Consider the following 17,909-nt stretch of genomic DNA (forward strand, 5'->3'; position numbering starts at 1 on the left):
TTCAGAATAAAACGGATTGAATTAAGAATGTTTTACAGAAATTGATTCTAAAACACTCGCTACACTTTTGCATTTATCAGCAGCAGTTTCTAAAACTGACAGTACTTCTTTATACTTGATAATGTTTTTGGCATCCGTTTCATTTTCGAACAAATCAAGCACTGCTTTATCATAAACATTATCTGATTTATTTTCTAACTTGTTGATTCTAACGCAGGCGTCCGTGATATTTTTAATTTTTTTCAGATCTCTTAATTCTCTAACCGCAACATCAATATTTTGACATGCCTCAAGATTGATTTCTGTTAGTTTTCTAATTGATTTTGTAATTTTATCTACTTGATACAACCTCATTCTACTTGCGGCACCATGAAGGTTATCCGCTACATTGTCAATTGATGTAATCAACGAATGGATATCTTCTCTGTCAAAAGGAGTAATAAAATTTCTACTTAATTCTAAACTGGTTTGACGCGTTATATCTTCTCCTTTTTGTTCTAAAGCATCAATTTTTTGAAAAAGAACTTCACGCTCTTTTAAAGGAAGATTAACAGCTTCGTGTAAATTTGTAGCAATTTCTATTAGATTACTAGATGCTTCTTCAAAAAGTGGAAAAAACTTTTTGTCCTTAGGAACCAAAAATTGGAAAAAATTATTTATGTTCATTACGTTAAAATTTAGTTCGGCAAAATTACTTCATTATTAACGGCTAATGTTAAGCTAACATTAACAAATCATTTTCCATTTGAAAAGTATTTAAAAATGAAACCGTCTTTTCGATATCATAGTGCAAAATTCGGTCTTCTTTTATTAATGGAACTTCTTCGCGATAGGCATTTAAAAACATCTCAATAAAATCACTAGATTTTAATGGCCTCCTATATCCAATAGCTTGAGAAGCATTCATTAATTCAATTGCTAAAATCCGCTCCACATTATCCAAAACTCGCAAAGCTTTTGTTGCTGCATTGGCACCCATGCTTACATGATCCTCTTGTCCGTTACTAGAAACAATACTATCGATACTCGCTGGAGTCGCCAATTGCTTGTTTTGACTTGCAATACTGGCTGCTGTGTATTGAGGAATCATTAAACCCGAATTTAATCCCGGGTTGTCGACCAAAAATGCGGGAAGATTTCTAGACCCTGATATCAATTGATACGTTCTACGTTCCGATATACTACCCAATTCTGCCAAAGCGATTGCCATAAAATCTAAGGCTAAAGCCAAAGGTTGTCCATGAAAATTGCCGCCAGATATGATTTGATCACTTTCAATAAAGATATTAGGATTATCCGTCACCGAATTGATTTCAGTTTTGAAAACTTTTTTTACATATTCAAAAGCATCTTTTGAGGCACCGTGAACTTGTGGCATACATCTAAAAGAATACGGATCTTGAACGTGCATTTTTGCCTGTTCAATAATTTCACTTCCATCTAGAAAACCTTTTATGCGGTTTGCAGTTACGATTTGTCCTTTATGCGGTCTGATAAAGTGGATCAACTCATGAAAAGGTTCAATTCTTCCATCAAAAGCTTCCAGAGAAATGGTTCCTATCAAATCGGCCAAATATGAAAATTTACTTACTTTCATCAAAATATGCGCTCCATAAGCACTCATAAATTGAGTTCCGTTTAGCAAAGCCAACCCTTCTTTGGATTGTAGCACAATTGGCTCCCAATTAAAATGTTTCATAACGACACTGGAATGCACCCTTTTACCTTCATAATACACATCCCCTTCGCCCAATAAAGGCAGTGATAAATGCGCTAAAGGAGCTAGATCTCCGGAGGCACCAAGCGAACCTTGTGTGTATATTACAGGCAGAATATCATTATTATAAAATTCAATTAACCGCTCGACGGTTTGCAATTGTATTCCAGAGTGACCATAACTCAACGATTGGATTTTAAGCAATAGCATCAGCTTTACAATCTGGGATGGCACTTCCTCACCCGTACCGCAAGCATGCGATTTTACCAAGTTTTCCTGTAGTTTTGATAGATTTTCATTAGATATTTTGACATTACAGAGTGATCCAAAACCTGTATTTATTCCATAAATAGGTTCCGAATGGGAAGCCATTTTTTTGTCTAAATAGTCCCTACATTTTTGAATATTAATTTTTGCTTCATCAGACAAAGCCAAAGCTTTATAATGCGAAACAATTTCGTTTAATATTTCGAGGCTAAGTAATTCAGTACTAATGTAATGTGTATTGTCCATTTTGATCCTGTTTAAATGGTAAAATTGACTAAATCTTTATAAATACACAACATATATTGATGATAATTTAAAAAGTATCGGTAAACAAATCCAAATACTAAATTTCATTCCTATAATTACAAATAGTTCGTTAATTACTATTCCTATTTTATTGTATCCTTAATACTATACTCCGGCTCGTACTAAATCTAACCGAATTTTAAGCATTTACAATCGCAATAAGGCGGAATTGAATACTTTATCGGCATCATATAATTTATTCAAACAAAGTATAGGAGTTAGAAAATCAGGAAATTTATACGAATAGCTCTGCTAGGAACGATATTACACAAACAAAAATATAGTATCGCCAAATAGGACTTGGAATTTTCAATTATTCGTAAAAACACACTAAAAGACATCCATTTTTATAAAAAATTGTACTTTTGGAATATAAAAATGACAAATAACAGACCTACATATCGCGCTTCGATAACAACTCAAATTCGGGTTGCAACTGCTGTTACGTTTACTACAACAACTACCCCATTGGGGTAAACAAACTACATATAATCCTATTGTTATATCTTTTTTTTCGGAAGATAGAAAGTTATTGGGCGTATACTAAACAGTTGGATTTTTCAAGACACAACACAACACACACATTCGTATCGTGGTAACTCAATAGTCAGTTAATTTTACAAATGACGGTACCTTTTTACATTAAAAAACAAATATAAACTTCGTATGAAAGTATTAAAATTTGGCGGAACTTCGGTTGCCAATGCACAAAACATAAAACTAGTTTTAGATATTATTAGCAACAAAGCAAAAGACGAAAAATTAATCGTGGTCGTTTCTGCCTTTAGCAAAGTGACTGATTTATTGCAACTGGCTTCTAAAAAAGCTGCTGCTGGTGACGAAAGTTTTAAAGAGATTCTTGCCGATATTGAGAAAAAACATTTAGATGCTTTAAAAGAACTTATTCCAGTATCCGAACAAAGCAGTCTTTTGAGTCACATCAAAAGGATTGTTAATCATCTTGAAACCTTACTGGATGGTTGCTTTCTTTTAGGTGAATTATCACCACGAACTTCAGATACGATTTTGAGTTTTGGAGAATTACTTTCTTCCTATATTATAGCTGAAGCATTAAAACAAAACCTAAAAAATAGCAGTTATAAGGACAGCCGAGAACTAATCAAAACCAACAATCATTTTGGGAAAGCAGCCGTAAATTTTGAAGTATCAAATCAATTGATTGCTGATTTTTTTACTTCCAATGAAAATCAGGTAGTGGTGATGCCGGGATTTATTGCAGCTTCATTAGACGGAATCAATACTACATTAGGTCGCGGTGGATCGGATTACACAGCGGCAATAGTAGCCGGTGCATTGCATGCCACTGATTTAGAAATCTGGACTGATGTAAACGGTATGTTTACTGCCAATCCAAAAATTGTAAAACAAGCACAACCTATTGCCTTCATCTCCTATCAGGAAGCGATGGAATTGTCTCATTTTGGTGCCAAAGTTTTATATCCGCCAACAATTCAACCCGTTTTGACAAAGAATATTCCTATTCTGATCAAAAATACCTTTGAACCAGCAGCTGAAGGAACTTATATTTCCAATCAGGTTTTTGCGCAATCCAATCCCGTAAAAGGAATTACACATATTGATGCAATCACATTGATTACGCTTGAAGGCTCCGGAATGATTGGTGTTTCCGGCTCTTCCAAAAGGCTTTTTGAAGTATTGTCTAATAAAAATATCAATGTAATTTTCATCACTCAAGCCTCTTCGGAACATTCTATTTGTATCGGAATTCTAAATTCGGATGCTGATGTGGCGGAAGAGGTTATCAACAAAGCGTTTGAGGTGGAAATTTCACAAAATAAAATAGAACCTTGTATTGTTGAGAAAAACCTTTGCATTATTGCTTTGGTAGGCGAAAATATGAAAAATCATCAAGGGTTAAGCGGAAGAATGTTTAGCACTTTAGGTAAAAATAATGTCAATATTCGAGCGATTGCACAAGGAGCTTCCGAAAGAAATATTTCGGCTGTAATCAATGAAAGAGATGTAAAAAAAGCGCTAAATACGCTGCACGAAAACTTTTTCGAAGAAAACACCAAACAGTTAAACCTATTTGTAATGGGCGTTGGAAATGTGGGAGAGAAATTCATCGAGCAAATTCACCAACAAAAGAAATTCTTAAAAGAAAGTCTGAAAATAAATATGCGCGTTATTGCATTGTCCAATTCCCGAAAAATGTATTTTGATGAAGATGGAATTTCTCTAAAGGAATGGCAATTTTTATTAGAAACCGGAGAACCTGCGGATAAAGAACAGTTTATTTCTAATGTAAAACAACTCAATTTACGCAATAGTATTTTTGTGGATATAACAGCAAATGAAAGCGTATCTAAAACCTACGAACAGTTCTTAAAAAGAAATATTGCAGTAGTAACCTGCAACAAAATTGCTTGTGCCTCCGAGTACGATAATTACAAAAAACTAAAGAAATTATCGCAACAATTCAATGCTCCTTTTCTTTTTGAAACGAATGTGGGAGCAGGATTGCCAATTATTGATACCGTAAAAAATCTAGTTGCTTCGGGCGATGAAGTCAATAAAATTCAAGCCGTTTTATCAGGAAGTCTAAACTTTATCTTTAATAATTTTGACGAAAACAACACTTTTCATAATGTCGTTAAAGAAGCTGGCGTACAAGGATTTACAGAGCCAGATCCTAAAATAGATTTGAGTGGAATTGATGTAGCCAGAAAGATATTAATCTTGATTCGGGAAAGTGGATATAAAATGGAAATTGAGGAAATTACAAACGAATCGTTTATGCCTGCAGAATGTTTGGATACCACTTCAAATGAAGCGTTTTTCGAATCTTTAGAAGCACACGCTTCTCATTTTGAAGCTATTTACAAAGAAGCATTAAGCAAGGAATCTCGCTTGAAATACGTGGCACAATTTGAAAATGGAAAAGCAAATGTTGGGTTGCGTTTTATTCCAAAAGATCATCCTTTTTACAATTTGGAAGGAAAAGACAATATCGTATTATTTTTTACAGACCGTTATGTAGACCAGCCTTTATTGATAAAAGGTGCCGGTGCCGGAGCGGCAGTAACCGCCTCTGGAATATTTGCTGATGTGATTAGAATTGGAAACGTATAAAAATAGTTTATAGTTTTCTTTGTTTAAAGTTTCAAGTTCAAGAACTGGCTACAACTTTAAACTTTAAACCTGAAACAAAAAATCATGAATGAAATAAAAATATTTTGCCCTGCTACAATCGCTAATCTTTCCTGTGGATTTGATGTACTTGGACTGTGTTTAGAAACTGCTGGCGATGAAATGATTATTCGGAAATCAGATGTGAAAGGGATTCGCATTACTAAAATTGTGGGTGCCGATTTACCTTTGGAAACCGAAAAAAATGTGGCTGGAGTATCTGCTTTGGCAATGCTAGAAACTATTGAAACCGAATTTGGATTCGAAATAGAAATCTATAAAAACATCAAAGCTGGTAGCGGAATTGGAAGCAGTGCTGCAAGTTCAGCGGGAGCTGTTTTTGGAATCAACGAATTACTGGGACGACCATTCACACGAAAAGAATTGGTTTTATTTGCGATGCAAGGCGAAAAATTAGCCAGTGGAAATGCCCATGCCGATAACGTTGCTCCTGCCCTTTTAGGTGGTTTTACCTTAGTGAGAAGTTCAAATCCATTGGATATTATCAAAATAAAAAGCCCATCTGAATTGTATGCTACGGTGGTTCATCCTCAAATTGAGTTAAAAACATCTGATGCACGTTCGGTGTTAAAGCAAACCGTTTCCTTGAAAAGTGCCATCACGCAATGGGGAAATGTAGGTGGACTAATTGCTGGATTGTACACTAAAGATTATGACTTAATCGGGCGTTCGTTGCATGATGAAATAGTAGAACCGTTGCGAAGTGTTTTGATTCCCGGATTTGATTTAATCAAGCAAACTGCTTTAGAAAACGGAGCTTTAGGTTCTGGAATTTCGGGTTCAGGTCCGTCTATTTTTGCTTTAAGCAAAGGAAAAGGAACCGCAGACAAAATTGCAAAAGCCATGAGCGCTGTTTATGACGAAATGAATTTACCGTATGAAATTCACGTTTCAAAAGTGAATGACGAAGGGATGAAAATAATAGCCACCTAAACTCCGAAAGGGAAATAAAAGGAATAAAATTATTGATTTAAAAATTACAACAACACATTCTGAATCCAGTTTTGTCTCCCTTTCCTTTGGTGAGGGTTATGGTAGGGATTCCACAATTACTAAACAAATGAAATATTACAGTTTAAACCATAACGCACCCAAAGTTTCTTTCAAAGAAGCAGTAATACAAGGATTAGCAACTGATAAAGGGTTGTATTTTCCTGAAACAATTACTCCTATACCACAAGATTTTTTTGATAACATCGAGAATTTAAGCAACGAAGAAATTGCTTTTCATGCGATTCAACAATTTGTGGGCGATGAAATCCCTACAGCCATTCTCAAAGAAATTATTGACGAAACCTTGTGTTTTGATTTCCCTTTAGTAGCAGTTGAAAAAGGAATCTATTCTCTTGAACTATTTCATGGACCAACAATGGCTTTCAAAGACGTAGGTGCGAGATTCATGTCTCGTTGTTTGGCCTACTTTAACAAAGACAAAAAAGACAGTAAAAATACCGTTCTCGTGGCAACTTCCGGAGATACAGGAGGAGCTGTTGCCAGTGGTTTTTTAGGCGTTGCAGGCGTCGAGGTGGTAATTTTGTATCCTTCTGGAAAAGTAAGCGACATTCAGGAAAAACAATTAACAACTTTAGGTCAAAATATAAAAGCGCTAGAAGTCGATGGCGTTTTTGATGATTGTCAGGATATGGTCAAAAAAGCGTTCTTGGACGAAAGTCTGAAACACAAAAACCTAACTTCGGCAAATTCGATTAATATCGCGCGTTGGTTGCCACAAATGTTTTATTTTTTCTTTGCTTACAAAGCTTTAAAAAAACAAAACAAGGAATTGGTTTTTTCTTGTCCAAGTGGGAATTTCGGGAATATTTGCGCTGGGATTATTGCTAAAAAATTGGGCTTACCTATTCAACATTTTGTGGCCTCGACTAATATAAATGATACAGTTCCAAGGTTTTTAGAAAACGGTGTTTTCGATCCGAACCCTTCTATAGCTACGATTTCTAATGCGATGGACGTAGGAAATCCAAGTAACTTTATTCGCATTCAAGAAATGTATCAAAATGATTTAGAGCTATTTAAAAAAGATTTTTCATCTTATACGTTTACTGATGAAGAAACCAAAATAGCCATGAAAACTATTTTCGAAATCGATGGCTATATAGCTGAACCGCACGGAGCCGTGGGCTATTTAGGGCTAAAGAAAGAAATGAAAAACTATCCCAATGCGATTGGAATTTTCTTAGAAACTGCTCATCCAATTAAATTTTTGGATGTGGTTGAACCTATTTTAAATGTAAAACTACCCATTCCTGCACAAATTGAAAGTGTGATGAATAAAGAAAAAGTCAGTACAAAAATTAGCGCGTATGAGGATTTGAAAACGTTTTTAGCATCATAATGCAATCTTGATTCCCCATTATGAAACCGGTTATACATTTCACTCCGCCGATTTTTTTTAAAATAATAAATTGATCTAAAGTTTCTCAACCCTTTAAATTTGTTTTTAAAACACATTTTGGCCTATTAAATTTTTAGGCCAGGAATCTGCTGACAAGCAAGAAATGTTATTTAGACCCGACAGTAGCGGCATCCTTTTGTGCCGACTTTTCGGCGCAAAAGATATAGCGCATGGCGGGAGAACTGGTCTTGAAAAACCGAAAAAATTGTACTCCTAATGCAACTGCTGAATGGTTGCCTATTTCTTTACTGTTTTTCTTTCAAAATGATGATGGTACAACTGCAGAAAATTAATTGAGATAAAACGATTTCAGCAAATAACTTCCGCGCCCATTTTACCTAAAAATGAACGTGCTAAACCGCTACAAATTAAAAATTTAGAACAGATCCTAAATACTAAATTTACTAGAAAAATAAATTAAATAGACCTATTGATAAAGCCATTAATTTTATCTACTTTTGCAATCAAATTGAGCAACCCAATTTAGGTTTCAACCTGGTAATAAAAAGCTTAGTTTTCATAAAGCAAAATTGGCAGCTATTTAATACTGGTTTGCTCTTGTTAGAAACAAAAATCTTCGGATTTATGCATTACCTCAAGCATCACTACCGCACAAATTAGTTACCCTTATATTAACAAATTTTTAAAAAACACGAAGAAGTTTATGACAGATCAAAACATGAATGAAGTTAGTTTTGAAATTGAGGTATTAGATAAGCATAAAGAATATAGGAACCAGTATCAATCCAATGATTTTTACTGGGGAGTAGGCATCGAAAATGAATGTTATTTAGAATTTGATAATCAACGTATCGTTGACAAAAATTTCTTATTAACAAATGGCATACGTGAAAAATATAGCGTCAACCATTTTAAAAATTATAAAGAAAACGTATTTGAAAATTCGCTACTCAAAATATTAACAGACAAAGAGTATGCAATCCCTGTTTTAATGAACTCCCATTCGTTTACAAAAACAGATGTAAACAATCAACATAAAGTTTTAGATCCCATAGACAATGAGCCAAACCCAGAATACATTGGGGAAAGTATTTTTGAAATATTACAAAAACACAATAACTATTTCATTGACGAACATCAAAAAAAATTCATTTTTGATGGTGACACCATTGAATTTGTAACGCAGGATTTTTACAAAAAAGATATCGATACTGTCATTGCGGAACTAGCAAATATAAAGCAAGAATTTACAGTAAACTTGCAACAACTATTACTAAAAGAAAATATATTTTCGCAATTTGGCAACATAAAAATCTGCTCGGAAAATCATCCTTTTGCCATATTTGTTTCTAATAATGAAAATTATTCTGTTTTCAATAACATGACCTATCATTTTAATTTAACGATTCCAACAGAGTTAAATAAGGAAGGTGAAATTAAAGACAAAGTAGATTTTATCAAAAAACATCAGCGTACGATTCGGTTATTTCAATGGTTGAGTCCGTTGTTTATGATCAAATTTGGATCCTCTGACTTTCTATCCCATAATGACAGTAGCGTTAACTTAACCAAGGCATCACAACGATGCGCTATGTCAAGGTACATAGGTATTGGAACGTATGACACTAATGTTATGAAAACTGGAAAAATAGTCCAAATGGATTTTGATGCGCATCCAATGCACGATAATCCGTTGTGGTGGGTGAATCGCTATTCTGAAATATCAGATTATGAGAAAATCGATAAAATTGGACTTGATGTAAATTTTCACAAACACAAAAATCACGGTATTGAGTTTCGAATATTTGATTATTTTAATGAAAAACACCTCAAGGAAGTTTTAAATTTTCTGATTTTCATTATGGATCATGCCATATTAAACGAAATCGAAAATCCGATTTGCGATTTAGAATGGAATAACTTTGTCTATGAATCTATTGTTCATGGAAAAGAAACGGCAGTCCCAGCAAACCTTATTTCCCTTTTAGAAAACATATTGTCTATAACAATAGAATCTAATGATCCTATCGCAATCTATAGTCAAATATATGCTAGTTTACATGATAGATATTATGAAAATGGTTTTTGTAGTTCCTTGCTAATCACTAAAATTGCAGTAGCAGTATAAAGGTTAATAGAAATTAAATATTACAAAAAAGACTTCTGCACCACTAGCGTACAGAAGTCTCTTTTATTTAAAATGCCTTTACTATTTAATCATGATAGTAAAAGATAGCAGATGAATATCCTTTTTCAGGATCTTTACTATCCCACCAATCCTTTCTAACTTCTGAAAAATAATTATAATTATCCATTCCTGCTTGAGATTGCAGCGGATAAATGACCTTGCCCTCTAACCGAAATGCCTTTTCAGTTTCGGTTTCTGGAACGACCACTACAACGTGCCCTGACTTATTTAATATGAATCGTTTAGCACAAATGACACCTACACCTCCATTATCATTAACTTTCTTTTGGAGTGCATCAACATCACTGACTCTTTCCCAATCAAAGGCACTAGCCGATTGCAAAAACCAGTCATAAATATAATTAGAATAAAAAGGCCTCACTGTTTCTCCAAAAACTAAGGGTACTTCGTTTCCGTTTTCAAGCGCTTCTATTGCTGTATCCGTCCATCTTAGTCTGGGAATATAGACTTTGGCAAAAAAGCAATAATCAAAGGTGTAGATATTACAGTAGGTATCAGAATCATCTTTTTCATATCTAAAACTTTTTGAAACATCGAGTGTGTCTATTATTTTTCGAATGGAAGATAGCTTGGATGCAACACTAGTTAAGTCTCTGAAAGGAATAGCTGGATCACCAAGCGGCTTGTAGGTTTCTAATTTGTTGTCCAGACTTCCTTTAGAACCTGGTTCAAAATTAGGCACTTCGATATCTGCAATTTCATCTGTCGTTTCATCTACATGTTCAATATCTTGCGAAAACACAAAACCTTCTTTGTCAGTATTCAAAAGCTTTACCTTCCACCAATCTGAGGTCGTTTTCTCAATTAATTTAACAGTATGTCTAAAAGGGATTTGTGTTAAAATTTTAGAATTATCATTCGCCGAAGGAAAATCCCTAAGATTTAATGACGAAGTTGCTACTCTATATTTCATATTAATCTAATTTATAATCTAAAAATAATTAAATCGCAAAATACTAAAAACAACTAAGAAAGCATCAATAGAAACTACTATTTTACCATATTTTTAATAAAAAATCCAATTTCAAAAATTGCTGGCATATTTACCACACCGCTATCCAACCTGCTATTTTTTTCTTCCAAGACAAAATTGATGCTTTTTGGTACTTCTTTTTTTTAATACATTTTCAACAACCTCGTCGATTTAATTTCTATTAACAAGAAATTATTATGCTGTAATCTCGCCTGCTTTGTCAAAATGAACATTGTTATTAATCTTAGAAATTTTTAGTTTACCATGCCCTCTTTCTTCTTTGCTGTTTTACTAATTTATTGACTACTTACCATTTCTTACTTTTAGGAAAAAAAAATGGTAGTTCCAAATTAAAATAAAAGTGAAATCGTTGCTAAATAACTTCATATTTCTGAAAGGAAACGCATCACTTGTTTATATTGCCAATTAACTTTTCAAACTGTCTATTGTAGTATTAGCAATCACGGATTGATCCTGCAACAAAACGTCTTCTTCGGTTGCATAGTCATCTTTTGCTTTTATCAGAAGCCACGAATTCTCTTTTTTAGCTTTCAATTTCACTAATACGAATTCCCCTTTCAGTTTTTTGCCCTTTATGATAAATCGGACCTGGCCTTTTTGCAAATAGGCATTTAGATTCCCATAATTTTCATCGTCAACTAGAATATAAGTTCCATTATCCCAAACTATAACGTTTCCCGCACCGTAATTACCTTCAGGAATGATTCCTTCAAAATTACGATAAGCATAAGGATGATCTTCCACCTGGATAGCTAGTCTTTTATGGGCAGGATTCATTGATGGACCTTTTGGTATCGCCCAACTTTTTAAGACTCCTTCACTTTCTAACCTAAAATCGTAATGCAAGTGAGATGCAGCATGTTTTTGAACAACAAAAATCATTTCCGCCACTGATTTTTTTATTTTACCTTCTGGCTCAGACGTGGATGCAAAATTGCGCTTTTGATTGTATTCATGTAAAGTCATTGCACCAGGATTCTAGTTTGTTTAAAAATGCAAGGTTAAATCTTATCCCCTGTATTGTCTTCTAAATCATTATGATTGTCGCCCCCAATACTGTAATGGTTATTTTCTTCATCCTCACTCCCTATTTTCTCTTGCTCATCATCTAATTCTGAACCGGGTATATCCAAGTCGGCTCCAGTCTTATCATCTTCAAAATCTTTTTCATTAAAATCCGTAACATTATTAATTGCAACAGGTATTTTCTTTTTAGAAATATCCTCTGGATTAATATCGCTTTCCTTATGAAATTTATTGTAAATATCTTCACTTGGTGGATACAAAAGGGAATCTGGTACTTTGTTTTTATCTAATTTTTCTGATTTAGCTGCATTTGACTCTGATTTATCATTTTGATTTTCCATTAGACTATTTATTTAATTATTGATTACTAAGTTACTCATTTTTGTTCAAAAGTGTATTTTATTTAACTCTAAAAGTAGCAATTCCTACCAAAAACAAGAGACAAATCCTCCCTAGATTTATTAAATTAACATTAATTCCAAAAAAAATGAGGACAGAATCATTAGCCCATTCCTTTATCATTTCGAAAAAAGAAAGACGCTACATAATTTTGAAACATTTGCTTTAATCTTCATTTAATGACTTATATCATATAATAAGCAGTATTAATTAGCGACCTTTAGATTTATTAATTATTGATTTATAGCTAATTATATTTATTGTCGATTGACAACTAAATAAATTTTAATAGTGAACGAATTGAAAATTTAAAGCCTTACGATTAATTTAAAAATGATTTGGAACTATAACCTTTAATAAAAAATGAAAATGAAACAGACTAAAACAATGAAAGCACTTGTATATGATGGACCAGGTAAGATTGAATTAAAAGAGGTGCCATTTCCTAAAATTGAAAAAAGCACTGATGCAGTGGTAAAAATACTTAAAACGACTATTTGTGGTACAGACTTAGGTATATTACACGGAAAAACTCCATCGGTGAAACCGGGAACTACATTAGGTCATGAGGGAGTTGGTGTAATAGAAGAAATTGGTACTTCTGTCCGGAATTTTAAAAAAGGAGACCATGTCATAATCTCTTGTATCACTTCAGATGGCAGTTGCGAATACTGTAAAAAACAAATGTACGCTCATTGTGAGGACGGCGGTTGGATTTTAGGACATCTTATAAATGGTACGCAGGCAGAATACGTTCGGATTCCACATGCTGATAACAGCCTCTATCTGATACCAGACGGATCTGATGAAGAAGCGCTGGTAATGCTGAGTGACATTTTACCTACAGGACATGAAATTGGTGTGATTAATGGCGGAGTAAAACCAGGAGACACCATTGCGATTGTAGGAGCCGGTCCTATAGGAATGTCAGCTTTACTGACAGCTCAGTTCTACTCTCCGGCAAAAATCTATATGATCGACATCGATGAAAATCGTTTGGAAATGGCTAAAAAATTTGGCGCTACGCATACCATTAATTCTACCAAAGAAGATGTCACAAAAAGAATTCAATCAGAAACAAAAGATGGTGTAGATGTGGCTATTGAAGCCGTTGGAGCGCCAGCTACCTTTGATATATGCCAAAAAATTGTTCGCCCCGGTGGACACATTGCCAATATCGGAGTGCATGGAAAGCCAGTAGAACTGCAAATTCAGGATTTATGGATCCAAAACATCACGATAACAATGGGATTAGTAAACACCAATACTACTCCAATGCTTTTAAAAACAGTTTCCTCCGGTAAATTAGAACCTTCTAAACTGATAACTCATCATTTTAAATTGAAAGAGGTCCTAGAAGCGTATGAAGTATTTGGCAATGCAGGGAAAGAGAAAGCAATGAAAGTAATTATTGAACCGTAAAAACGAGTAAAAATTTAAATTATTTTTTTTGTTATCATGCTCTGATGGGTAGCAATTATAAGATTTATTCTATCCCTAATGAATAAGTGAAAAGTAATGCAATCGAGAGGGATTCTCCATACTCCATCTCCTTTGCGGTACTTTTCATTTTATAATTACAAAATAATAAAACCACTAAACCATCAAAACTTAATGCTAATTTAACACCAAAAGTAATCGTTGTTACCTAATTAATCGTAATATTGCAATATAAATATATTACGATGGGGGTAACTAAAACACAACATTTTACGGAGGAGCAAAACGAACTGGCTGTACTTGCCAAAGCATTAGGTCATCCTGCTCGTATTGCCATAATTGAACATCTTATAAAAGTTGACAGTTGCATCTGTGGAGACCTTGTAAACGAATTGCCTTTAGCACAACCTACTGTTTCGCAACATTTGAAGGAACTAAAAAATGCCGGGTTAATCAAAGGAAATTTCGAAGGGGCTTCAATTTGTTATTGCTTGAACGAAGAAGGGTTTGAGAAAATAAAAAGTTTTTTTGCCCTTATCAATACCTATTTAGAAAACAGGAAAGACCAATGTTGCTAATTTTTAAATTATAAAAAAATGAAACTATCAGAAATTAAAAAAGAATTGAACGCGTTAGAAAACGTTGCTTTTATATTACCAAACGGAACCTATGTTCCAGAACATTTTCACGTAACGGAAGTAGGCTTAATTACCAGAAACTTCATTGATTGCGGCGGAAAAGTTCGAAAAGAGAACGTTGTGAATTTCCAGTTGTGGGATGCCAATGATTTTGATCACCGACTTAAACCAAAAAAATTATTGGATATCATTGAATTATCTGAAAAAATTTTAGGAATTGAAGATCATGAAGTTGAAGTGGAGTTTCAAGGAGAAACAATTGGTAAATACGACTTGGGTTTCAACGGAACGGACTTTACTTTAATCAACAAACAAACCGCTTGTTTGGCTGAAGACCAATGTGGCATTCCTGCTGATAAACAAAAAGTAAAATTGTCTGCAATCCCAACTCAAACGAATAGCTGCACGCCAGGCGGAGGCTGTTGCTAATTCTTAAAACTATAAAATGAGCCCAAGTAAAACCATCCTCTTTTCAGAAATTGAACAAGTAATCCGTGCTTTTGATTACGAAAATATATCTTCAGAACGTAAGATTATTTTAAAACCTCTTCTTGATTTTATCCAAAATAAAGTTTCCAAAGAGCAAGAAATAAGGCTAAACTTTATTTGTACGCACAATTCCAGAAGAAGTCATTTGTCCCAAATTTGGGCACAGACGGCCGCGGGGTATTTCAATATTAAAAATGTTTTTTGTTATTCCGGTGGTACAGAATCTACTGCATTATCCCCTATGATTGCCACAACATTAAAGCAATCTGGATTTCAAATTAATACTATTTCTGAAGGAAATAACCCAATTTACACCATAAAATTTGGAAAGAATGAACCTCCAATTATTGGTTTTTCTAAAACCTATGACGATGATTTTAATCCAAAAAGTGAATTTGCAGCATTATTAACTTGCTCTCAAGCGGATGGCGGATGCCCTTTTATTGCTGGTGCAGAAGAAAGGATTCCCATTACATTTGAAGACCCGAAAGTTTTTGATAACACGCCACAACAACAGCAAAAATACAAAGAGCGCAGTTTACAAATTGCAACAGAAATGTGCTATGTATTCTCCCAAATAAAATTATAAAATGGCATTACATAAAAAAAGATTAAACTTTCTAGATAAGTACCTTACCCTTTGGATTTTCATAGCCATGATAATTGGCGTTTCCATTGGTTATTTTATTCCTTCAAGCGATGACTTTATCAATTCCTTCTCCAGCGGAACCACTAATATACCTTTAGCAATTGGACTAATTGTAATGATGTATCCACCATTGACCAAAATTGATTTCTCAAAAATTCCATTAATTCTTGACAAACCAAAATTATTGACAGCCTCTTTTTTAATTACGTGGATTGTAGGTCCTTTTTTAATGTTTTTATTAGCAACCTTCTTCTTGAAAGATTATCCTGAATATATGACAGGTTTAATTATAATAGGAATTGCGCCGTGCATAGCTATGGTAATTGTATGGAACGAATTAGCCGAAGGAAATAGAGAATTAACAGCCGGTTTAATTGGAATAAATAGTTTACTGCAAGTATTCTTTTTTAGTTTATATGCTTATTTCTATTTGGAAATCATGTTGCCATTATTTGGAATAAAAGGTTTAGAATTGAACATTTCTATAGCTGAGATTGCGATAACGGTTGGGATTTATTTAGGAATTCCATTTGCATTAGCGGTAATTAGTCGCTACACCATCAAGAAGTTCATTGGTGACAAATGGTTCAATCAAAAATTTATTCCTTTTGTATCGCCACTTACATTGATCGCTTTACTTTTTACAATTGTAGTTATGTTTAGTTTAAAAGGGGAAATGATAGTTGATTTGCCTATGGATGTGTTTCGAATTGCGATTCCACTTGTCATTTTCTTTACCATTATGTTTTTCCTGATGTTCTTTGTTTCAAAAAAGATTGGAGCAAATTATAGAGACGCTGTAGCGCTCTCCTTTACCGCATCTGGAAATAATTTCGAATTAGCAATTGCAGTTTCCATAGGGGTTTTCGGAATCAATAGTGGCCAGGCATTTGCCGGTGTTATTGGACCTTTGGTAGAAGTTCCTGCATTGATAATTTTAGTGAATGTCTCTTTTTGGTTGAAAAATAAATATTATTCAAAACCAGTAGTAGTCACAAAAACTGAAAATCCCTAATTGTATGAACAATTTATAGTACTTAAAGTGTGTCCCAGATTCTCCTATTGGACGATATTAATAGTGAAGCTTCTTTGACGCGAAAAAACCAAAACAACATACAATTTAAACAGATTCAAACAAAATGAACAAAATTTTAGATGTCATAGTCGTTGGTGGCGGACAAAGTGGACTAGCCTGCGGGTACTATCTCCGACGCCATAAAGTGAACTTCCTTCTCTTGGACAAAGAGGAAAAATGTGGTGGCGCTTGGCTTCATGCTTGGGATAGCCTAACCCTTTTTTCTCCTGCTGAACACAGTTCCTTACCGGGATGGCTCATGCCAAAATCTAAAAATCTATTTCCTCTAAAACAAGAAGTAATTGATTATTTATGCCAATACGAAAAGCGTTATGACTTGCCAATTGAGAGATCCGTAACTGTAGAAAGCGTGCTTTTAGAAAATAAAATTTTCAAAATACAAACCAATAAAGGAATGTATTTTTCCAAAGTTATTATTGCCGCAACAGGCACTTGGAGCAATCCTTTTATACCAAAAATAGCAGGAATAGATACCTTCAAAGGAATTCAGATCCATTCGGCACAGTACAAAAATTCAGAATCCTTTAAAAATTTAAAAGTCCTTGTTGTGGGCGAAGGCAATTCAGGCGCACAAATTGTAGCCGAAGTTTCTAAAGTTACCAATGTTAAATGGTCTACTAGCAAACCACCTCAATATTTACCAGACGAAGTAGATGGTTTTTATCTTTTTAACGTAGCAACTGCCAAATACAATGCGGAAAAAGAAGGAAAACCATTTAATGCAGCCAATTATGATTTAGGAACTATTGTAATGGTACCGCCGGTTAAAGAAGCTCGATCTAGAGGTGTTCTCCTCTCTAGTGGTGGTATTAAAAGTATTTATAATGAGGGCGTGATTTGGAATAACGGATCCAAAGAAGATTTTGATGCTATAATCTGGTGTACGGGTTTTGGGCATGCTACTTCTTTTCTAAAAAATAGTGTTGCAGCAGATAATCGAGGTATCCTAAAAACGGAACAAAGCAAAGCAACAGAAGTTGATGGATTATGGTTAGCGGGTTATGGAAGCTGGACTGGTTATGCATCGGCAACACTTATAGGCACAAACAGAAATGCAAAACAAACTTGTAGCGAAATTTTAGCCTATTTACACAAGCAATAATTTAGCTGTAA

General features: G+C 34.2%; 16 protein-coding genes. 11 read left to right on the forward strand and 5 right to left on the reverse strand.

What is annotated here, in order from left to right; genetic code table 11:
* Window positions 1-21: 21 nt before the first annotated feature.
* Window positions 22-666 carry a DUF47 domain-containing protein gene (locus tag IWX83_RS06670; protein ID WP_066078630.1) on the reverse strand — a complete coding sequence of 215 codons (645 nt, stop codon included), beginning with the start codon at window positions 664-666 and terminating at the stop codon, window positions 22-24.
* A gap of 49 nt (window positions 667-715) precedes the next feature.
* Complete coding sequence (hutH, locus tag IWX83_RS06675) at window positions 716-2,230, reverse strand: histidine ammonia-lyase (RefSeq protein ID WP_196828523.1); 1,515 nt, start codon at window positions 2,228-2,230, stop codon at window positions 716-718.
* A gap of 726 nt (window positions 2,231-2,956) precedes the next feature.
* On the opposite strand from hutH, the gene thrA reads away from it, so the two are divergent.
* The 5 genes from thrA to IWX83_RS06695 all read left to right on the forward strand — a co-directional run bounded on the left by thrA (window position 2,957) and on the right by IWX83_RS06695 (window position 9,984).
* Complete coding sequence (gene thrA / locus IWX83_RS06680) at window positions 2,957-5,404, forward strand: bifunctional aspartate kinase/homoserine dehydrogenase I (RefSeq protein WP_196828525.1); 2,448 nt, start codon at window positions 2,957-2,959, stop codon at window positions 5,402-5,404.
* A gap of 84 nt (window positions 5,405-5,488) precedes the next feature.
* The gene (locus IWX83_RS06685; RefSeq protein ID WP_196828527.1) at window positions 5,489-6,415 is read left to right on the forward strand and encodes a homoserine kinase; all 927 of its coding nucleotides are present in this window, start codon (window positions 5,489-5,491) and stop codon (window positions 6,413-6,415) included.
* A 127-nt stretch (window positions 6,416-6,542) separates the two neighbouring features.
* Entirely contained in the window at window positions 6,543-7,835 is a 1,293-nt protein-coding gene (gene thrC, locus IWX83_RS06690; RefSeq protein WP_196828529.1) for a threonine synthase, read from the forward strand.
* Between the two features lie 230 nt (window positions 7,836-8,065).
* A complete protein-coding gene (locus IWX83_RS17380; protein WP_255546279.1) occupies window positions 8,066-8,188 on the forward strand; it encodes a hypothetical protein in 123 nt (40 codons plus the stop codon).
* 371 nt (window positions 8,189-8,559) lie between these two features.
* On the forward strand, window positions 8,560-9,984 hold the full coding sequence (locus IWX83_RS06695; RefSeq protein ID WP_073353430.1) for a hypothetical protein: 1,425 nt from the start codon (window positions 8,560-8,562) through the stop codon (window positions 9,982-9,984).
* An 85-nt stretch (window positions 9,985-10,069) separates the two neighbouring features.
* Here the strand turns inward: IWX83_RS06695 and IWX83_RS06700 are convergent, their stop codons facing one another.
* From IWX83_RS06700 to IWX83_RS06710, 3 genes are all read right to left on the reverse strand, one after another.
* Window positions 10,070-10,978 (reverse strand): SH3 domain-containing protein, encoded by a 909-nt coding sequence (locus IWX83_RS06700; protein WP_196828531.1) that lies wholly within the window; start codon window positions 10,976-10,978, stop codon window positions 10,070-10,072.
* A gap of 486 nt (window positions 10,979-11,464) precedes the next feature.
* On the reverse strand, window positions 11,465-12,025 hold the full coding sequence (locus tag IWX83_RS06705; protein ID WP_196828533.1) for a DNA polymerase ligase N-terminal domain-containing protein: 561 nt from the start codon (window positions 12,023-12,025) through the stop codon (window positions 11,465-11,467).
* Between the two features lie 35 nt (window positions 12,026-12,060).
* Window positions 12,061-12,426, reverse strand: coding sequence for a hypothetical protein (locus IWX83_RS06710; protein WP_196828535.1), 366 nt, complete (start codon window positions 12,424-12,426; stop codon window positions 12,061-12,063).
* 427 nt (window positions 12,427-12,853) lie between these two features.
* On the opposite strand from IWX83_RS06710, the gene IWX83_RS06715 reads away from it, so the two are divergent.
* The 6 genes from IWX83_RS06715 (at window position 12,854) to IWX83_RS06740 (ending at window position 17,898) form a co-directional block, all read left to right on the forward strand.
* Entirely contained in the window at window positions 12,854-13,906 is a 1,053-nt protein-coding gene (locus IWX83_RS06715; RefSeq protein ID WP_231379846.1) for a zinc-dependent alcohol dehydrogenase family protein, read from the forward strand.
* A gap of 263 nt (window positions 13,907-14,169) precedes the next feature.
* On the forward strand, window positions 14,170-14,502 hold the full coding sequence (locus IWX83_RS06720) for a helix-turn-helix transcriptional regulator (protein WP_196828537.1): 333 nt from the start codon (window positions 14,170-14,172) through the stop codon (window positions 14,500-14,502).
* A gap of 18 nt (window positions 14,503-14,520) precedes the next feature.
* Window positions 14,521-14,991 carry a DUF6428 family protein gene (locus IWX83_RS06725; RefSeq protein WP_132064953.1) on the forward strand — a complete coding sequence of 157 codons (471 nt, stop codon included), beginning with the start codon at window positions 14,521-14,523 and terminating at the stop codon, window positions 14,989-14,991.
* A 16-nt stretch (window positions 14,992-15,007) separates the two neighbouring features.
* Complete coding sequence (locus IWX83_RS06730) at window positions 15,008-15,640, forward strand: low molecular weight phosphatase family protein (RefSeq protein ID WP_196828538.1); 633 nt, start codon at window positions 15,008-15,010, stop codon at window positions 15,638-15,640.
* A 1-nt stretch (window position 15,641) separates the two neighbouring features.
* Window positions 15,642-16,715, forward strand: a complete 1,074-nt coding sequence (arsB, locus tag IWX83_RS06735) for an ACR3 family arsenite efflux transporter (protein WP_073353420.1) — start codon at window positions 15,642-15,644, stop codon at window positions 16,713-16,715.
* Window positions 16,716-16,839: 124 nt separating this feature from the next.
* A complete protein-coding gene (locus IWX83_RS06740) occupies window positions 16,840-17,898 on the forward strand; it encodes an ArsO family NAD(P)H-dependent flavin-containing monooxygenase (RefSeq protein ID WP_196828540.1) in 1,059 nt (352 codons plus the stop codon).
* The last annotated feature ends 11 nt before the right edge of the window (window positions 17,899-17,909 follow it).

This window comes from Flavobacterium sp. CG_9.1 (assembly GCF_015751645.1).
GTDB classification, from domain to species: domain Bacteria; phylum Bacteroidota; class Bacteroidia; order Flavobacteriales; family Flavobacteriaceae; genus Flavobacterium; species Flavobacterium xanthum.